Annotated in this window: 15 protein-coding genes; 13 read left to right on the forward strand and 2 right to left on the reverse strand. The window is 45.6% G+C overall.

Annotated elements, in window-relative coordinates; genetic code table 11:
- Both FXV75_RS04190 and acpS read left to right on the forward strand, forming a co-directional pair.
- On the forward strand, positions 1-735 hold the full coding sequence (locus tag FXV75_RS04190) for a DNA repair protein RecO (RefSeq protein WP_148831323.1): 735 nt from the start codon (positions 1-3) through the stop codon (positions 733-735).
- A 35-nt stretch (positions 736-770) separates the two neighbouring features.
- Positions 771-1,157: a holo-ACP synthase gene (gene acpS / locus FXV75_RS04195; RefSeq protein ID WP_148831324.1), complete on the forward strand. Its 387-nt coding sequence runs from the start codon at positions 771-773 to the stop codon at positions 1,155-1,157.
- Here the strand turns inward: acpS and FXV75_RS04200 are convergent.
- Positions 1,124-3,943, reverse strand: a complete 2,820-nt coding sequence (locus FXV75_RS04200) for a response regulator (RefSeq protein ID WP_148831325.1) — start codon at positions 3,941-3,943, stop codon at positions 1,124-1,126. The two genes, acpS and FXV75_RS04200, sit on opposite strands and share 34 nt — an antisense overlap.
- A gap of 400 nt (positions 3,944-4,343) precedes the next feature.
- Here FXV75_RS04200 and cysM point away from each other — a divergent pair, with 400 nt between their 5' ends.
- The 9 genes from cysM to FXV75_RS04245 all read left to right on the forward strand — a co-directional run bounded on the left by cysM (position 4,344) and on the right by FXV75_RS04245 (position 15,769).
- The gene (cysM, locus tag FXV75_RS04205) at positions 4,344-5,237 is read left to right on the forward strand and encodes a cysteine synthase CysM (RefSeq protein WP_148831326.1); all 894 of its coding nucleotides are present in this window, start codon (positions 4,344-4,346) and stop codon (positions 5,235-5,237) included.
- Between the two features lie 103 nt (positions 5,238-5,340).
- Complete coding sequence (gene rlmD, locus FXV75_RS04210) at positions 5,341-6,672, forward strand: 23S rRNA (uracil(1939)-C(5))-methyltransferase RlmD (protein WP_148831327.1); 1,332 nt, start codon at positions 5,341-5,343, stop codon at positions 6,670-6,672.
- A 16-nt stretch (positions 6,673-6,688) separates the two neighbouring features.
- Entirely contained in the window at positions 6,689-8,938 is a 2,250-nt protein-coding gene (gene relA, locus FXV75_RS04215; RefSeq protein WP_148831328.1) for a GTP diphosphokinase, read from the forward strand.
- Positions 8,935-9,777 carry a nucleoside triphosphate pyrophosphohydrolase gene (gene mazG, locus FXV75_RS04220; RefSeq protein ID WP_316247082.1) on the forward strand — a complete coding sequence of 281 codons (843 nt, stop codon included), beginning with the start codon at positions 8,935-8,937 and terminating at the stop codon, positions 9,775-9,777. Before relA ends, mazG begins: the two co-directional genes overlap by 4 nt.
- A 67-nt stretch (positions 9,778-9,844) precedes the next feature.
- Complete coding sequence (ppc, locus tag FXV75_RS04225; RefSeq protein ID WP_148831329.1) at positions 9,845-12,475, forward strand: phosphoenolpyruvate carboxylase; 2,631 nt, start codon at positions 9,845-9,847, stop codon at positions 12,473-12,475.
- Between the two features lie 225 nt (positions 12,476-12,700).
- Complete coding sequence (gene adk, locus FXV75_RS04230; protein ID WP_148831330.1) at positions 12,701-13,357, forward strand: adenylate kinase; 657 nt, start codon at positions 12,701-12,703, stop codon at positions 13,355-13,357.
- Positions 13,358-13,364: 7 nt separating this feature from the next.
- Positions 13,365-14,072, forward strand: coding sequence for a tRNA (adenosine(37)-N6)-threonylcarbamoyltransferase complex dimerization subunit type 1 TsaB (gene tsaB / locus FXV75_RS04235; RefSeq protein WP_148831331.1), 708 nt, complete (start codon positions 13,365-13,367; stop codon positions 14,070-14,072).
- Positions 14,073-14,076: 4 nt separating this feature from the next.
- Entirely contained in the window at positions 14,077-14,877 is an 801-nt protein-coding gene (locus FXV75_RS04240; RefSeq protein ID WP_148831332.1) for an undecaprenyl-diphosphate phosphatase, read from the forward strand.
- Positions 14,878-14,968: 91 nt separating this feature from the next.
- On the forward strand, positions 14,969-15,769 hold the full coding sequence (locus FXV75_RS04245) for a class I SAM-dependent methyltransferase (protein ID WP_148831333.1): 801 nt from the start codon (positions 14,969-14,971) through the stop codon (positions 15,767-15,769).
- 19 nt (positions 15,770-15,788) lie between these two features.
- On the opposite strand, the gene FXV75_RS04250 is transcribed toward FXV75_RS04245, so the two are convergent.
- Entirely contained in the window at positions 15,789-16,001 is a 213-nt protein-coding gene (locus FXV75_RS04250) for a SlyX family protein (protein WP_148831334.1), read from the reverse strand.
- Positions 16,002-16,289: 288 nt separating this feature from the next.
- On the opposite strand from FXV75_RS04250, the gene FXV75_RS16635 reads away from it, so the two are divergent.
- A complete protein-coding gene (locus FXV75_RS16635; protein WP_316247083.1) occupies positions 16,290-16,763 on the forward strand; it encodes a cold shock domain-containing protein in 474 nt (157 codons plus the stop codon).
- 27 nt (positions 16,764-16,790) lie between these two features.
- Positions 16,791-17,288: a thiol peroxidase gene (gene tpx / locus FXV75_RS04260; RefSeq protein WP_148831335.1), complete on the forward strand. Its 498-nt coding sequence runs from the start codon at positions 16,791-16,793 to the stop codon at positions 17,286-17,288.
- Positions 17,289-17,388: the final 100 nt, after the last annotated feature.

Here is a 17,388-nt window from a genome sequence, read left to right on the forward strand (position 1 = left end):
ATGCGCGTGTCGGCGTATGTGATCCACACTCGTCCTTTTCAAGACGGCAGGATCTTGCTTGATCTATTGACTCAAGAGCAGGGTTTGATCCGAGGCGTGTGGCGGCTACCCAAAAAAGAGGCTCGGGTCATACCTGGGCCTTTTTTGTGTTATGACGCTGAGCTTACGGGTCGCGGTGACTTAAAAACCATAAAGAGTTTAGAGTCGATCAAGACGTCTTTTTCATTAGAGGGGCTGCCTTTGTATGCGGCCTTGTATGTGCACGAATTGCTAGAGAAATTATTGCCGCTGAATCTGCCTTTGCCCGATATGTTTATCTTGTACCAATGGTTGATCCGCAGTTTGCACTCTGGTGCGCCTATTGCGCCTCTGTTACGACGTTTTGAAGTCGGGCTGTTTGCTGAGTTGGGTGTGGGTATTAATATGGTGTCGACGGGGCGAGGTGAGTTAATCGATTCGCGTCAGCTGTATCAGTTTCATTACAAGTTTGGTTTGCGCCCGTATCATGGAGAAACGCCAAAGCAATTGCCCATGCTGTTTGTCGAGGGGCAAGTTGCTATGAATTATCACTCAGGGCAGTGGACCAATAAGCAGGTGTTGAGTTTAGCTAAAGAATTGCATCGACACTGGTTAGATAGCCTGTTGAATGGCAAACCTGTGGTGGCCAGGCGTTTATTGCCGAAGTCGCCTTTTCAGGGTGAGCGGCATTTGGGTGTGCCTATTTTTCGGGCCTAATGTAGCGTCATATTGACAGTTTATAAGGGGGATATGTGATTATCGGTATTGGTACAGATTTGGTGGATATTGCTCGAATTGCACAGTCTGTTGCGCGTCTAGGAGAGCGCTTTATTGACCGAATTCTGACACCGGAAGAAAAATCTCATTGGTTAGCTATCCGTAATCTCGACAAGGCGAATGCATTTGTGGCCAAGCGCTTTGCAGCAAAAGAAGCCGCAGTGAAAGCGCTGGGGACTGGTATTGCTTCGGGTGTGAGCTTTCAGCATTTTACGGTCAGTAATTTACCCAGTGGACAACCGATATTAACGGTTGATTCGAGTGTTCATGAGCGCTTTGATTTTCCTGTTGCTTGGCACTTGAGTCTAACGGATGAAAAGGCCTACGCTCAGGCGTTTGTTGTACTCGAATCGAACGGCTGATCCCAAGGAATGAGCAGGCGATGGTCGAGCAGTTCTTCTATCGCCTCGATGAAGTCCTCAGCGACCCCTTCTGCGTTTTCAAGCCCTAATTCTTTTAAATGGGTTTCTAAAAAACCAGCGTGGCGCGCTATGTTAACCGTACCTGTGTATTTAGAAGCGCCGTGGATTCGGTGTACGACCTCGATGAGTTTCTTGGTATCTTGGTGTTCTAAATGATGCTGAATGAGCTTTTTTTCATCGTCTAAGGAATCCGCTAGCATATCAAACATGTCTTTTGCTATGTCGGTTTTGCCATCAACAATTGCCAACGCCTTTTCTAAGTCAAAAATACCCATTAATTTGGCATCGATCTGATCTTGCAGTGTTTCGGTGGTAGAGCACCAGGTGTCTATGGTGTTCAGAAGAAGCTCCTCATCAATGGGTTTGGTTAGGTAGGCGTTCATGCCACTGGACAGCATTTGTTGTTGTTCAGACGCTAAAGCATGAGCGGTCAGGGCAATGATGGGCGTGTTCGTGTAGTGTGCTAATTGGCGTATGTGTTGTGTGGTTTCCATGCCATCCATTTCGGGCATTTGAATGTCCATAAAAATAAGATCATACGTGGTGTGTTCTGCCATTGCGATGGCTTGTTTACCACTGTAGGCCAATGAGATGTTTACTCCAATAGGAAGCAGCCAATGGTTGATGAGCTGCAAATTAATCGGGGAATCGTCAACGGCTAAAATATTGAGCCCTTTAAGTTTATCATGCAATGCATTGATTGGCTGCGATGCTTTACTGTGAGGCTGCCCGGGCGTCTCGTTTAGACGTTGCAGAGCATTATAAAGCCGGTCTTGCCCAATTGGCTTGAGTAGAATGTCGCTGCAGAGGCTTTTTAGGTCTTGATAGTGCGCTATTTGCCCAGGGGGTTGAATCATTACTATGCACGGGATTGAAAATTGTTGGGTTGAATAGGTGATTAATTCGCGTGCTTCCGCCACGCTTTTTGCGTCGGGCATCACGCTTAATAAAATGCAGTCAATGCGGTTTTTTGGAGTATTCATCTGCGCAACAACGTGTTCTAAATCGGAACCGCTGCTGCAGCCAACGCCTATGCTTTGTAGGTAGCTATTTAGGTAGCTTTTGTAAGTGGGGCTGGGTTCAAGTAAGACGACTTGAATATTGAGTGCGTCTTTATGAGGGCTTTGTTTATTCGACGTTTTTAGGGTGATGGTGAAGCGAAACGTAGAGCCAATACTGGGGTCGCTGCTCACCTCAATTTTCCCTCGCATCTGTTCGACCAATTTTTTAGTGATGACCAACCCCAGCCCAGTTCCACCAAATTGTCTGGTGGTGCTGGTATCAACCTGGGAAAAGGGTTTAAAAAGACGGTTTATTTTATGCTCAGGTATGCCAATTCCGGTGTCGATAATTTGGAAAGATAGGGTGACGTCTTGGTTTTTGTGTGAGGCAATCGAGACTTTGGTTCGTACCGAGCCTTGATGTGTAAATTTAATCGCATTACCAATCAAATTGGTCAGTATCTGTCGCACTCGCGTGCCGTCACCAATAAACCATTCTGGTATGTTTTGGCTGTATTCCGGTACAAGGTCGATTTTTTTTTCTTTGGTCAGTAAGTTGATGCTGAGAATTTGGTACACATCGTCGATGAGCGCCTTTAAATTGAAATGATTGCTTTCTAAGCTTAGCTTGCCAGCTTCTATTTTAGAAAAGTCCAATATGTCGCCAATGATGGTCAGAAGGCTGTTGGTTGACTGCTCTATGGTATCGACATACAGCCGTTGCTGTGTATCGGTAATGTCTTTCTGTAAGGTTTTTGTGTAGCCCAAAATGGCATTGAGTGGCGTTCGGACCTCGTGGCTAATATTGGCCAGAAATTGCGATTTTAAACGGTTGGATTCCATGGCTTCACGGTTAGCAATGTGCAACTGGGCGCTTTTCTCTTCCATACTGTCCATGCTGCGACGAATGTCTTCGGTCGATTGTTCTATACCGGCAATAAGCTCTTCATTATGGTGTTCCAGGCGCTCGGTAAGGTCGAGTAAATCTTTTTGAAGGGTTGCGTATTCGGGGGGGAGCTTTATTAGTTTTGCGGCGGAAAAGTGGCCTTTGACCAGTTTGGTAATGGCGTTTGCCAAACGGTCTACTGGTTGGGTGAGCGTTTTGGCGATGCGTAACGCGCTTAATACAATCGCTAGGTTAAACAGCAGTAAAATAAAGACTGTGAGAGCGGCGTACTGATATTTTTCTATTTGAATGCCCGATTTGTTGGTTTCTATCTTTACCCAGCCGATGAGGCTGCGCTGGTCAATTGGGTTAAACAGGTCGGCTTGCGTTTTAAAGACGCTGTCAGGGGCGTTACTGGTGTAGTAAATGGCGCTCATGGAGTCTAAATAAGTGGGGTATTCTTTGACGTAGGCGTCTTCCGAGAAGAGAGTGGCTTGTGAGTCGTTGCTTTGTGAAGGGGCTTTGCCTAACTCAGCAATCATTTTTTGTTCGCTATTAAACAGTCGGACGCTACTGATGTCTTGATTATTAAGGGCGTTTTGCAAGATACGGTACATCATATTTTGATCAGAAAAGACAATGGCGTATTCGCTGGTGGTAGCGACTTGCTCAGTAATGTGAGAGGTACGTTCGTATAGATGACGGTTTAAATCATGAAAACGTGTGCTGATAAGAAGTGCACCAGCCAGTAATGACACCATAAACACAGGCGCAAAGAGTGCCCAGAAAAGCGTATTGCTCAAATGAGCGGTTAATAAGCGAGCAAAAGGAAGCTTCATAAAATTATATGTTAGTTCTATAAGGGGTTAAAAAATCCGTTAATAGCAAGCTAAGCTGCCTAAGTTTTTTCGGCGCTGACATTCGTGTTCATAATGGTCGCACATTTGTTTTTCACGATTGGATGGGTTGACAATATAGGCACATGCCCGCCACTCTTTTCTCAACTCGGCGGGGTGTAATCCGCTCAGATCCGCTGTGGGTTGTTCGCAGCTAGTCACCATCCGTAATAACAGTAGTAGCGTGGAAAAACGTAGGATGAACATATCTATTACCCTAGAATGCGCAATTTAACCTAAGTTTATAACGCTTTCTTATTGTACTGTTTGGTCTAAGTGTTCTTAAATAGACGTAATCTATTAAGTGTCATTCCCTAAGTCATTAATGTCAACGAAGTTTTTTATGATCCAATACCCGAGTATCGAGTCCCTTATTGGGCAAACCCCATTGGTTCGCTTGCAGCGAATCAATCCTAACCCAAACAATACTATTTTGTTAAAGCTTGAAGGTCAGAATCCTGCGGGTTCAGTGAAAGATCGCCCTGCATTAAACATGATCGTTCAAGCAGAATTGCGCGGTGATATAAAGCCCGGTGATAGTTTGATTGAAGCGACCAGTGGCAATACGGGCATTGCGTTGGCTATGGCTGCTGCCATTAAAGGCTACAAAATGCATTTGATTATGCCGGATAACATGAGCCAAGAACGCAAATCAGCGATGTCGGCGTATGGGGCTATTTTGCATTTAGTCACCAAAGAACAAGGTATGGAAAGAGCGCGTGATCTGGCTCAAGAAATGCAAGCTCAGGGTGTCGGCATTGTTTTAAACCAGTTTGCCAATCAAGATAATCCCAACGCGCATTATGTGTCTACAGGGCCGGAGATTTGGCAGCAAACCCAAGGAACCGTCACGCACTTTGTGAGCTCAATGGGCACAACGGGTACTATTATGGGGGTGTCTCATTATCTTAAAGAACAAAATAATGACATTCAAATCATTGGCCTACAACCTCAAGATGGGGCCAGTATTCCTGGCATACGTCGTTGGCCAAAAGCGTATTTGCCTTCTATTTTCGATGCGGCTCGTGTTGATCATGTAATGGATGTCTCACAGCACGACGCGGAAGTGACCATGCGTCGTCTTGCAAAAGAAGAAGGTATTTTTTGTGGTGTGTCTTCTGGCGGCTCAGTTGCAACGGCGATGGCTTTATCCAAAACACTTAATAACGCGGTTATCGTGGCGATCGTGTGTGATCGAGGTGATCGTTATTTGTCGACGGGTGTTTTCGATGCTTAAAGGGCGAATCACGTATTAAGCGCCGCTTTCGTTTCCCGTTCGCTAAACAGATGCGATAGAATAGCAGCGCGTTTATCCTATACTCTGGAAAAGAGAGCCTCTTTTGAGAAGAAGAACCCCCCCGCGTCGAACCGCCAAACCTCAGCCGATAGGTCCTGTCCAGACTTATCAGGTGGATGGTTTAACTCATGAAGCAAAAGGTGTTGCACGTTTGCAAGGTAAAGTCACTTTTATAGAAGGGGCTTTGCCTGGTGAAACGGTGAATGCCCAAGTTACCAAAGCGGGGCGTCGGTTTGATGAAGCCATGCTCGTCAGCCTCATAGAACCTAGCGTCCATCGAATTTCCCCTTCCTGTGAACATTTTTCAGTGTGCGGTGGTTGCCGTTTTCAGCACTTGGCCGGCGACCAGCAGTTGGCAGCGAAATCTGCTTGGCTGCAGGGGCAGTTTCGTAACCTCCTACGTCATCAAACCATAGAGGTGCTGTCCGATGCGTCCACTGGATATCGTCGTCGCGCACGTATTGCGATTGATGTTGTCAAAGGCCATGCTGTGATGGGGTTTCGAGGCAAAGCCTCGAGTGACATTGTGCCCATTGAACGTTGCGTGGTCTTGACCGAGTCCTTGCAAGGTGCTTTTGTATCATTAAAAGCCAATATGATGGGTAATGCGTTGGCGCCGTCTGTTGGGCACATCGAGTTATTGGAAGACAGTAAAGGTGTCTCCGTGGTGTTTCGTTTAACGACGGACATCTCAGAGAGGCTTGAAAACGATTGGCAAGAATGGGCTGATGGTGCTGGTATTATCATCTATTGGCAAGCACCAAAATCGAGCAAGGCTGACGTGGCTCTTGAAAAAATGCGCTACTATGATTTGGGTGAGTTAAGATTGCATTTTCATCCGCAAGATTTTATTCAAGTAAATGCCGCAATGAACAAAAAGATGGTAGCGCAAGCCATCGACTGGTTAAATCTTACCCGCCATGATGTGGTATTAGACTTGTTTTGTGGTGTGGGTAATTTTACTTTGCCACTCGCTCAGCACGTCAAATCGGTCATTGGTGTGGAAGTGCAAGACACCATGGTGCAAGCTGCAAAAGAGAATGCGCGTGTTAATAACATCGACAATGCCTCTTTTTTGGCGGCCGATTTAACTCAAGCGGATGCGATAACGACCAGCGCGAATGCGTTATTGCGTGCTGGTGTGACGAAAATACTGCTTGATCCCCCCCGCGCTGGCGCACTTGAATTTTTAGATAGCATAATAAAAATAGCGCCGACGCAAATATTGTATGTTTCTTGCAATGCTTCTACGTTAGCGAGGGATGCCGACTATTTGGTCGCAAAGGGATACCATGTGACACGCATCGGCTTGATGGATATGTTTCCTCAAACATCCCATGTAGAAAGCATGATGTTGTTGCAAAAAAAGAAGTAAATTGAAGGGAGGATGCATGGTAACGGTTAGAAAAGATCACCCTGTTTTAGAAGATGGCAGTGTCGATATTGATGCGTGGATGGGGCATTTTTCTCATCTGATCGATGACAGTGCTCGCGTTCCAGTACGAATGGCGTGTGAATTAGCGCGTCAAGCGGAATTGCAATGCGCTCGTCCCTCGTATTGGGGGGCGCAAGCGAGTACTTTTCGCGCAGGACTGGAGATGGTTGAAATTTTATCCGGTTTTCGGGCGGATCAAGACTCCCTTGTCGCCGCGGCGCTGTATCGCGTGGTACGCGAAGATCAGTTGCCTATTACGCGAGTCACCGACATGTTTGGTCGTAAAGTCTCTTCGATTATTGAAGGGGTCATACGCATGGGGGAGGTGTCTAAAAACCTCACTGCAGATACCGCCGTCGAAGTATTAGGTCGCAGTGATAATCAGCTAGAATCGCTGCGTAAAATGCTGGTGTCTATCATTGACGATGTCCGTGTGGTACTCATTAAGTTGGCCGAGCGCGCGTGTGCGATCAAAGAAGCCAAACATCAGGACGAAGCGCGTCGAGTTGCCGTTGCCTTAGAAGTGCAAAGTGTGTATGCCCCGCTGGCGCATCGATTAGGTATTGGTCACATCAAATGGGAGCTTGAAGACCTTTCCTTTCGTTATTTATACCCCTCAGATTACAAACGAATTGCTAACTGGTTGGATGAAAAACGTCTAGACCGCCAGCAGTTTATTGACGACGTAATTCAGCTTTTAGATGAACGCCTTAAAAACATCAATATTCACGCTGACTTGATGGGTAGAGCCAAACATATCTACAGTATTTGGCGCAAGATGAAGCGTAAAAACATCGGCTTCGATGAAGTATACGACGTAAGAGCCGTTCGTATTTTGGTTGATCAGCCAATGGAATGTTATGGCGTGTTGGGGGTTGTGCATAATTTATGGCGCCCCATTCCGCAAGAGTTTGATGATTACATAAGTAACCCCAAAACCAATGGTTATCAGTCGTTACACACGGCGGTAATCGGACCGCAAGGTCGTGCATTGGAAATCCAAATTCGTACTCATAAAATGCATGAAGATGCGGAGTTAGGTGTTTGCGCCCACTGGAAATACAAGGGTACAGATTTAAGCTCAAACAGCTCCAGTTACGAAGAAAAGCTACAGTGGCTGAGAACTATTCTGGATTTTCATGAAGTGCAGGGCGACTTGGAGTCGCTGTCTGAGCAGGTTCGAAGTGACATTGAGCAAGATCGTATCTATGTGTTTACCCCTGATGGGCACGTGGTGGATTTGCCCATCAACGCCACCGCAGTGGATTTTGCGTATCGTGTGCATACCGAAATTGGTCATCGATGCCGTGGCGCGAAGGTCAACGGTAAGATCATTTCCTTGGTTACTCAGCTCAAAACCGGCGACAAGGTTGAAATACTTACCACCAGAGAAGGTGGACCTAGCCGTGATTGGCTTCATCCTACGCTTGGGTATGTTCAAACCAACCGAGCCAGAGCTAAAATACAGAATTGGTTTCGTAAAGAAGATCGCGAAAAGAACTTAGAAGCGGGCAAAAACTTATTAGACAAGCAGTTAAAGCGTCTTGGTCTTGAAGACAATCGCATTGATCTGCAAGCGATCTCGTCACGTTTTAATTTTTCCTATGCGGATGAGGTATACGTAGCGCTGGGCGCAGGGGACATTCAATTAGCTCGTGTATTAAGAGTGATTGATGACTTTTACAGTCTCAACGGCGAAACGGCGGCGCCGCGACCTATTCGCCTGAAAAAAAGCCGCCATAAATCATCTGACAATGACATTCATATTTTAGGCGTAGGCAAACTTCTTACCCAGATGGCGAAGTGCTGTACGCCTATCCCGGGGGATGACATTGTGGGCTTTATTACCCAAGGGCGTGGTGTGTCGGTTCATCGCCAAGATTGTATCAATATCGTACAGTTAGGGCTGGATGAGCCCGAACGCATTATCGATGTGAGCTGGGGTGAAGAGTTAGACAATCAATACCCGGTTAACATTCAGGTCGAAGCTTACGACCGTACAGGGCTGTTAAACGACATTACTAGCTTGTTGGCAAACGAAAAAGTGAATTTATTGTCGATGAATACGCTATCCGCTAAAGAAAACCATACCGCGTGTATTCGCTTTACTATTGAGGTTGGCGAGCTGAGTGTGTTAAGCAAATTGCTGCATCGTATTAATCAATTGCCCAATGTGTTGAATGTGTTCAGAGAGCGTGATTTTTGAGCGAGTCAGCCGTTTTGATAGAGCCAATGAGCAAACTCAAGCACCTAATGCGTTGTTTGCGTGATAAGCGGTTTGGCTGTGCTTGGGATCAAAAACAAACCTACAAAAGTATTGCGCCTTATACCCTTGAAGAAGCTTACGAAGTGCTGGATGCGATTGAGCGAGAAGACTTTGATCACTTAAAAGAAGAGCTAGGCGACTTGCTGTTCCAGGTGATTTTTTACGCACAAATCGCAGAAGAGGAGCAGCGTTTCACCTTTGACGACATTGCCGATGGTATTGTTGAAAAGATGTTGCGTCGTCATCCTCATGTATTCCCAGAGGCTGATCTTACTCGTTTTGGCGAGCCAACTACGTTAACCGATCAACAAATTTCTGAGCAATGGCAGCATATTAAGGCTCAAGAGAAAGCGAACCAAAAGCCCCGAAAAGGCGTTGTAGATGAAAGCCGTCTTGATGCCATACCAAGGTCAATGCCGGCGCTTATGCAGGCCGTCAAAATTCAGCAGAGTGTTTCAAAAGTCGGCTTTGATTGGTCCGATATTGCACCAGTTTTTGACAAGATCCGAGAAGAACTTGATGAACTGGAAGACGCGATAAAAGAACAAGATACAGTGCACGTAGAAGAGGAAATGGGGGACGTGCTGTTTGCCGTGTCTAATCTGGCACGACATCTTAACGTGTCGCCCGATGTTGCATTGAATAAAACGAATGAAAAGTTTCGCCGCCGCTTTGGTAGAATCGAAGCCTTGGTGGCCGCACAGGATAAAAAATTAACAGATTGCTCTCTGCAAGAGTTGGATTATTATTGGGACCAGGCCAAGCGTGAAGGCTTGTAGCTTTGATGTTTGATTGGGTCAAAAAGAACGTTTTAAACGATGTTGTTGGCAACATTAGGAGGGTTAAGTGAGTGATCGACAGGCGTCATTACGTGAAAATGTTAGGTTGCTAGGAGACTGTCTTGGCGAAAGCATGAGCAATCATTTAGGGGCGGGTTTTCTTGAGAAAATAGAGAATATTCGGTTGTTGTCGAAAGATGGGCGCCAGTCTGGTGATTCGGCGGCACTGATTCAAGCGTTGGAAGCGCTGGATGATAAAGAAATTGTTCCTGTAGCTCGAGCTTTTAACCAGTTTTTGAATCTGTCCAATATTGCAGAGCAGTATCATCGTGTTCACCGTCGTCGTACCAATGAAAGCCTTGGTGTGTACCATAACCCCGTTGGCGATTTATTGGCTCGATTGGATAAGAGAAACTTCAGTGCCGATGACATGCTGGCGTCTTTGCAGTCCCAGTCGATCGAGTTAGTTTTAACGGCTCACCCAACAGAGGTGGTACGCCGTTCACTTATTCGCAAATACGACAATATTTCCAGTGAACTTGAAGCCCTCGACAAAGACAACATCTTGCCTTTGGAAGAGACTAAACACGTCCGACGTCTGAAAGAAATTATCACGCAGGCGTGGCATACCGATGAGATTCGTGAAGATCGTCCGACGCCTGTAGATGAAGCAAAGTGGGGTTTTGCGGTCATTGAGCAGTCTTTGTGGCAAGCCGTTCCGCGTTTCTTTCGTCAATTGGATGAGCAGTTTAGCGAGTTCTCAAAGGCTGAGCGTTTACCTTTAGACTTGGCTCCGATTCGTTTTGCTACTTGGATGGGTGGTGACCGTGATGGAAATCCGAATGTTACCCATAAAGTGACCCGAGAGGTGACCTTGTTGGCGCGTTGGATGGCGGCTGATCTTTACATCAAAGACTTAAATAATTTACGGGCTGAGTTTTCGATGACGCAATGTAATGCAGCGTTGCGAGAGCGCGTGGGCAACAGTGCTCAGCCATACCGTGAAGTATTAAGACACTTAGAAAATAAAATGTTGGCGACCAAAAATTGGGCTAAAGCCTGTTTGGATGGTAAGCCGACGTCGAATGATGACATTTTCTTAGACATTCAAGAGCTGACGGACGATTTGATTCTGTGTTACCAATCTTTATTAGATTGCGGCATGAAAGTGATCGCGAATGGATCCTTATTAGATCTTATTCGGTGTGCGGCGACATTTGGCGCCACCTTAGTGCGTTTGGATGTTCGCCAGGATGCGTCTCGTCATATCGATGCATTGTCGGCCATTACACGTTTCTACGGTTTGGGGGATTATGCGGAATGGGATGAAGCGTCTCGACAAGCCTTTTTGTTGACCGAATTAAATTCAAAACGCCCACTTTTACCCATGGAGTGGACGCCAACGGCCGAAGTCAGAGAAGTGCTTGATACTTTCTTGATGATTGCTGAAGGTCAGAAAAATTCGTTTGGTTCCTACGTTATCTCCATGGCCAGCGCACCGTCGGATGTCTTGGCGGTGGCCTTGATGTTGAAAGAATCCGGCGTCAGCTTTCCTATGCGTATCGTGCCTTTGTTTGAAACGCTCGCGGATTTAGACAATGCCGAGCCTATCATAGAGCAGCTTTTCTCGTTACCTTGGTACAAAGCGTACATTGATGGCCGTCAAGAAGTCATGATCGGATATTCGGATTCCGCCAAAGACGCAGGGCAAATTGCGGCGACATGGGGGCAATATCGCGCACAAGAAGCATTGACTCGACTCTGTAAAAAACACGGAATTCATTTGACCTTGTTTCATGGTCGTGGCGGCACCGTAGGTCGTGGCGGCGGTCCAGCGCACGTGGCGATTTTGTCTCAGCCGCCTGGCTCGGTGAATGGTGCCATTCGTGTGACAGAGCAAGGAGAGATGATCCGTTTCAAATTTGGTATTCCTGATATCGCTGTGCGCTCGCTGGAACTTTATTGTTCCGCTGTGATGGAAGCGTCTTTGATTCCAGCCGAACCGCCTAAAGAAGAATGGCGCGCTATTATGGATGAAATGGCTGAAGTGGGGATGAACCAGTATCGTTCTATTGTTTGGGGACACGAAGACTTCGTTCCTTATTTTAGAGCGACCACACCGGAGCAAGAGTTAGCAAAATTACCATTGGGTTCCCGACCCGCACGTCGCCGTTCTGATGGTGGGGTTGAAAGCTTACGTGCTATCCCGTGGATTTTTGCGTGGATGCAAATTCGCCTTATGTTGCCTGCCTGGTTAGGTGCAGAAAGCGCATTGGAGCAAGCTGTTGAATCGGGTAATTTGGAAAAATTACGTGAGATGCATAAAAAGTGGCCGTTTTTTGGTGCTTATTTGGATATGCTCGACATGGTATTGGCAAAGGCCGAGCCTGAAATTGCTGAGTACTATGAAAAACGTCTTGTCGGCGACGAGTTGCAGGGGTTAGGGCGCTTGTTGCGCGGTAAACTCAAGCAGGTCAGTGAATTGGTGAGAATGCTTAAAAAGCAAGAAAGACTGATTGATGATAACAAGACCATTCGTCAATCTATCGATGTAAGAAACCCCTACATCGACCCTTTGCACTATTTACAAGCTGAGCTTTTGTACCGCAGCCGTAAAGGTGAAGAGAATGCCGAAGTGAATAAAGCGTTGATGATTACTATGGCAGGCATTGCCAGTGGTATGCAAAATACGGGCTAAACATCGATTTGGTTGATAAATGCTCAGTATGAGCAAGAAACGGATAAAAAACAGCATGTAAATTTGCATAAGGGATGGCTGCTTGGGTATGCTTGGCGACAACTCAATTTTTAGTATGCAACAGTGTTGTCTGGTATTTTATAGGTGCGTCTGATGATGCACCAATAAAATGCTGTGTCAGTCTCTCTTGCTCGATCATTTTACGCTGTCTTTTGGAGATTTTTTATGCGAGTAATTTTATTAGGTGCGCCTGGCGCAGGCAAAGGTACTCAGGCTCAATTTATTACGGAAGCGTTTGGCATCCCGCAGATCTCAACAGGCGACATGTTGCGTGCAGCAGTCAAAGCAGGCAGTGAGATGGGGTTAAAAGCCAAAGCTGTAATGGATGCCGGTCAGCTTGTTTCTGATGATATTATTATTGGCTTAGTTAAAGAGCGATTGAATCAAGACGATTGTGCCAATGGTGCATTATTTGATGGCTTTCCACGAACTATTCCTCAGGCCGATGCGCTTAAAGAGGCGGGTGTGGCGATTGACTACGTCGTTGAAATTGATGTGGCTGATGAAGAGATTGTTCAACGTATGAGTGGTCGTCGTGTGCATGAAGAATCTGGTCGTACCTACCACCTTGTGTACAACCCACCAAAAGTGACAGGCAAGGACGATGTGACAGGCGATGATCTTGTTCAGCGTGCCGATGACACCGAGGAAACGGTGCGTTTGCGCTTAGGTGTGTATCATGATCAAACCGCGCCACTGATTGGTTATTATCAAGATTGGTTAAAAGCCGACGCAACCACCGCCCCTCAGTTCGTCAAAGTAAACGGTGTGGGTGACTTAAATAACATTAAACAAAGTTTATTAGACTCTTTGAAGGCTTAATTCATCCATGTCGATTATTTTGGCTTTGGACACTTCAACACCAGCGTGTTCGGTGGCGTTGAATATAAATGGCGTCGTGTTAGAAGATTTTCGCATGGCGCCTCGTATGCACAATGATCTGATTTTGCCTATGGTGGATCAGATTTTGAATCAAGCCGGTTTGCAGCTGTCAGACCTTGATGCCATTGCCTTTGGTTGTGGTCCTGGGTCTTTTACCGGCTTGAGAATCAGTGCCGGTGTGGTGCAGGGGCTTGCTTTTGGTGCCGATTTACCTGTCGTTCCAGTGTCTACCTTGGCGGCACTGTCATTAGAGGCGTTCCAAAAAACGGGTCAACAAAATTGGCTTGCGGCGTTAGATGCTCGTATGGGAGAAATCTATTTAGGTGGCTATCGTGTAACAAAAGACGATGGCCAATATGAAATAGACTCTTTAATTGATGAGTGTGTGGTGAAGCCTGGCGCATTGTCGGTTTTGCCTGAGTCTTATAACGGTGTCGGTTCCGGTTGGTGTTACGCTGATACTTTGAGTGCATTGCTTCCAGAAAAACCCGCTCATATTCTAGTGGATTGCGCGCCACGAGCGGCCTGTATTGCTGAGCTCGGTGCGCTGTCCTTTGCTAAAGGGCATTCAGTGTCCGCTTACGTTGCCATTCCAACCTATTTAAGAGACGAGATTAGCTGGGAAAAACAAGCACCTCGTGTAGGGAAACGTTGATTGTATGTTGTGGTATCACATTGTATTTCTAGCCGTAATTCAGGGGCTGACCGAGTTTCTGCCTATCTCCAGCTCGGCGCATTTGATTTTACCGGCTCAATTGCTTGATTGGCCAGATCAAGGCTTGGCGTTTGATGTTGCGGTGCATGTAGGCACTTTAGTGGCTATTGTTGGTTATTTCAGACAGGATATTTGGCAAATTATCGTCGCATGGTGTGTGTCATTGAGAACACGCCGATCAACGCCAAACAGCCGATTGGCTTGGTGGATCTGTATTGCGACCTTGCCAGCGGGCATTGCAGGCTTTTTGTTTGATGATTTTATCAGTCATCACTTACGCTCTGTAGAGGTCATCGCCTATACAACAATAGGTTTTGGTGTCTTGTTGTGGTTATCTGATCGCTTTGGTGCAGCAACAAAATCGGAAGCAGATTTTGGTATTAAAAGCGTGTTGTACATTGGTGCTGCTCAAGCGCTTGCTTTAATACCGGGCACGTCTCGATCAGGCATTACCATGACAGCCGCGCGCTCATTGGGTTTTACTCGGGAAAGTGCGGCTAAATTTTCGTTTTTGCTCTCCATTCCGCTTATCTTAGCCGCCGGTGGCTTGAAGTCGGTGGAGCTTATATCTTCAAACGCCACGGTAGATTGGGTCAGCATTGGAATGGGCGTATTATTGTCTGCAATCAGCGCGTACTTGTGTATTTATTTGTTTTTAAAATGGTTGAACACCATCGGATTTTTCCCCTTTTTTGTTTATAGAATGCTCTTAGGCTCGATTTTATTGCTGATGGTGTATTTATAAATGACGTCTTTTATTTTGAACCTATGCCATTAAGCGCTTATCTTATTAGTGAGTGCTTACTTTTTCATTATCATTTTAGGAATCACTGCGGTTGCGACATTCTATAGCGGTTGCCACAAACGATAAGATATTCGAGTCAGAAGCACGGTCTTTGGCGATGTCATTGGGTTTGGTGTTCTTATCGCTGAATGTGCCGATAAAATTCGTGACCCAGTACGACTATTTGATATTGAAAACGCAGGATGGTATCGCCATTGCCAAAACAGGCAAAGGCGCTCCCAAACCGGTTTGTGTTGACTTCACCTCTGGTGCGGCCGATCACAGAAGACGATTTGGCGGTGGTAAGGGTCAAGACATTGCCAAAGCTGTTGGTTTAAATAAGCGTCCTGGTCTTTCTGTATTGGATGCGACGGCAGGATTGGGTCGAGATGCCTTTGTATTGGCTTGTTTAGGTTGTTCTGTTTCCCTGTGTGAACGAGTAAACTTTGTGCGAGCTATGTTAGAGGATGGCTTGTATCGAGGCACTTTTTACCATGAAGTGGCGGATATTGTAGCGAACATGCACTTGCTTGATACGGATATCAAAGGCGTTGATTCTGGTTCGCAGTTTGATGTGGTGTATTTAGACCCAATGTACCCTCATATGGACAAATCTTCTGCGGCGGCCAAAAAAGAAATGGCTTTTTTTAGGGATTTAGTGGGGCAGGATTTGGATGCCGACGCACTTTTGCCGCATGCGTTACGGTTAGCGCAATATCGAGTGGTTGTAAAGCGCCCTAAAGGCGCTCCTTTTTTAAATCATGCCAAGCCGACGTATCAATTGGAAGGTAAGTCGGGGCGGTTTGATATTTATGTTTTGAAATCCCTCGACTCATTGCACGCCGTTAGATAGATTTGTACGAGATAGAATATCAATAATGCGGTGGTCTATCGCCGTCATGAATGGGCTGTTGTTGGCGGTACGACTCCAATTGGTTACCCAGTAAAACCAGCTTTTCCCTCATTAATAACAGGTCTTTTTGTTGGCTGATAAGTGCTTGGTTTAAGTTGTCTATTGTGTCTTCTTGAAATTGCATTTTAAACTCTAATTCGTCTATTCGCTGGTTGATTTGTGAGGTGTTCATAGAGGCCTTCTGTGTGTTAACCTTACTAGGCTAAATTCGTATTTTATGAGCGATTCTTTACAGAAAACTGACGCTAACACGGGTTGTTTAATGTTCAAGAGTGGCGTGAAAATTGCTCCGATAAGAAGTTAAGTATTTTACTACTATCTTCTTTGGCTTCACACAGTGATTTTAGAAAGAGTTTAGTAAAACGATTTATTTATTCACTTTTGTACTACTACGAAGCGTATTTTTTAAAAGTAGGCTTTGCTTCACTATAATATTTAATTTAATAAGAGAAAGACTGTTATGAATGATCATCAGGATAATATTTCACATAATAAAGAGTCAGCTCCGAATGCTGGTTTATTTTCATTACGTACCTTCATTGTTAGCCTAATTATTGCTTTAGTTATGCCTTTGCTTATTGCGGGTGTTTTAGGCCAAGATATTATGGCTCATTTCCCAGTGTATTTTGGGTTTATTCTTGTATCTGTCTATGTTGGTGCGATGCTTAGTCAGGTTAAATCGTCGGTTGTTGATTCTGATATAGAGGAAGAGGATGAAGACGATGACCGTGAGCAAGGAACGGTTAAATGGTTCAATTCTTCGAAGGGCTTTGGCTTTTTGACAATGGAAAATGGTGATGATGTTTTTGTTCATTATCGCGCTATTCGTGGCCGTGGTCGCCGTTTCCTTGTGGAAGGCCAATTAGTTCGCTTTTATGTTACAGAAGGCGAAAAAGGTAAGCAGGCGGAAAACGTTTCCATTATTCGCGGTTAATTTTAATAATTTAATAAAGAGGTAGGTATGGCAATTGTTACCCTTAAAGGTAATCCTTTTGAAACAGCAGGCTCACTTCCAGCTGTTGGTAGTGTCGCGCCAGCGTTTGAGCTTGTGAAAACCGATTTGTCTGTCACGAGTTTAGCGGATTATGCGGGTGCTAAGTTGGTTTTGAACATATTCCCATCCGTTGACACGCCAACGTGTGCGACTTCAGTTCGCAAATTTAATGAATCAGCAGCGGCCTTCAAAGGTGTGAATGTTCTTTGTGTGTCTGCGGATTTACCTTTTGCTGCCGCGCGTTTTTGTGGCGCTGAAGGCATTGATAATGTCGATACAGGCTCTAGTTTCCGGTCTACTTTCGGTGATGACTATGGTCTTGTGTTTACAACAGGTCCACTTATTGGTCTTTTATCTCGTGCTGTAGTTGTGCTGGATGAAGTTGGAAACGTCATTTATACAGAGCAAGTTGCTGAAACGGCAGATGAGCCAAATTACGACGCTGTTTTGGCCGTACTAGCTTAGTTTTAAGTGTACTCTCTCTAAATACATAACAAGCACAAAAAAAGCCCCTTTTTACCTTACGAACAGTGAGAGTAAAAAAGGGGCTTTTTAATTTTGCCGA

The sequence above is a fragment of the Marinomonas sp. IMCC 4694 genome, from assembly GCF_008122525.1.
Classification (GTDB): Bacteria; Pseudomonadota; Gammaproteobacteria; order Pseudomonadales; family Marinomonadaceae; genus Marinomonas.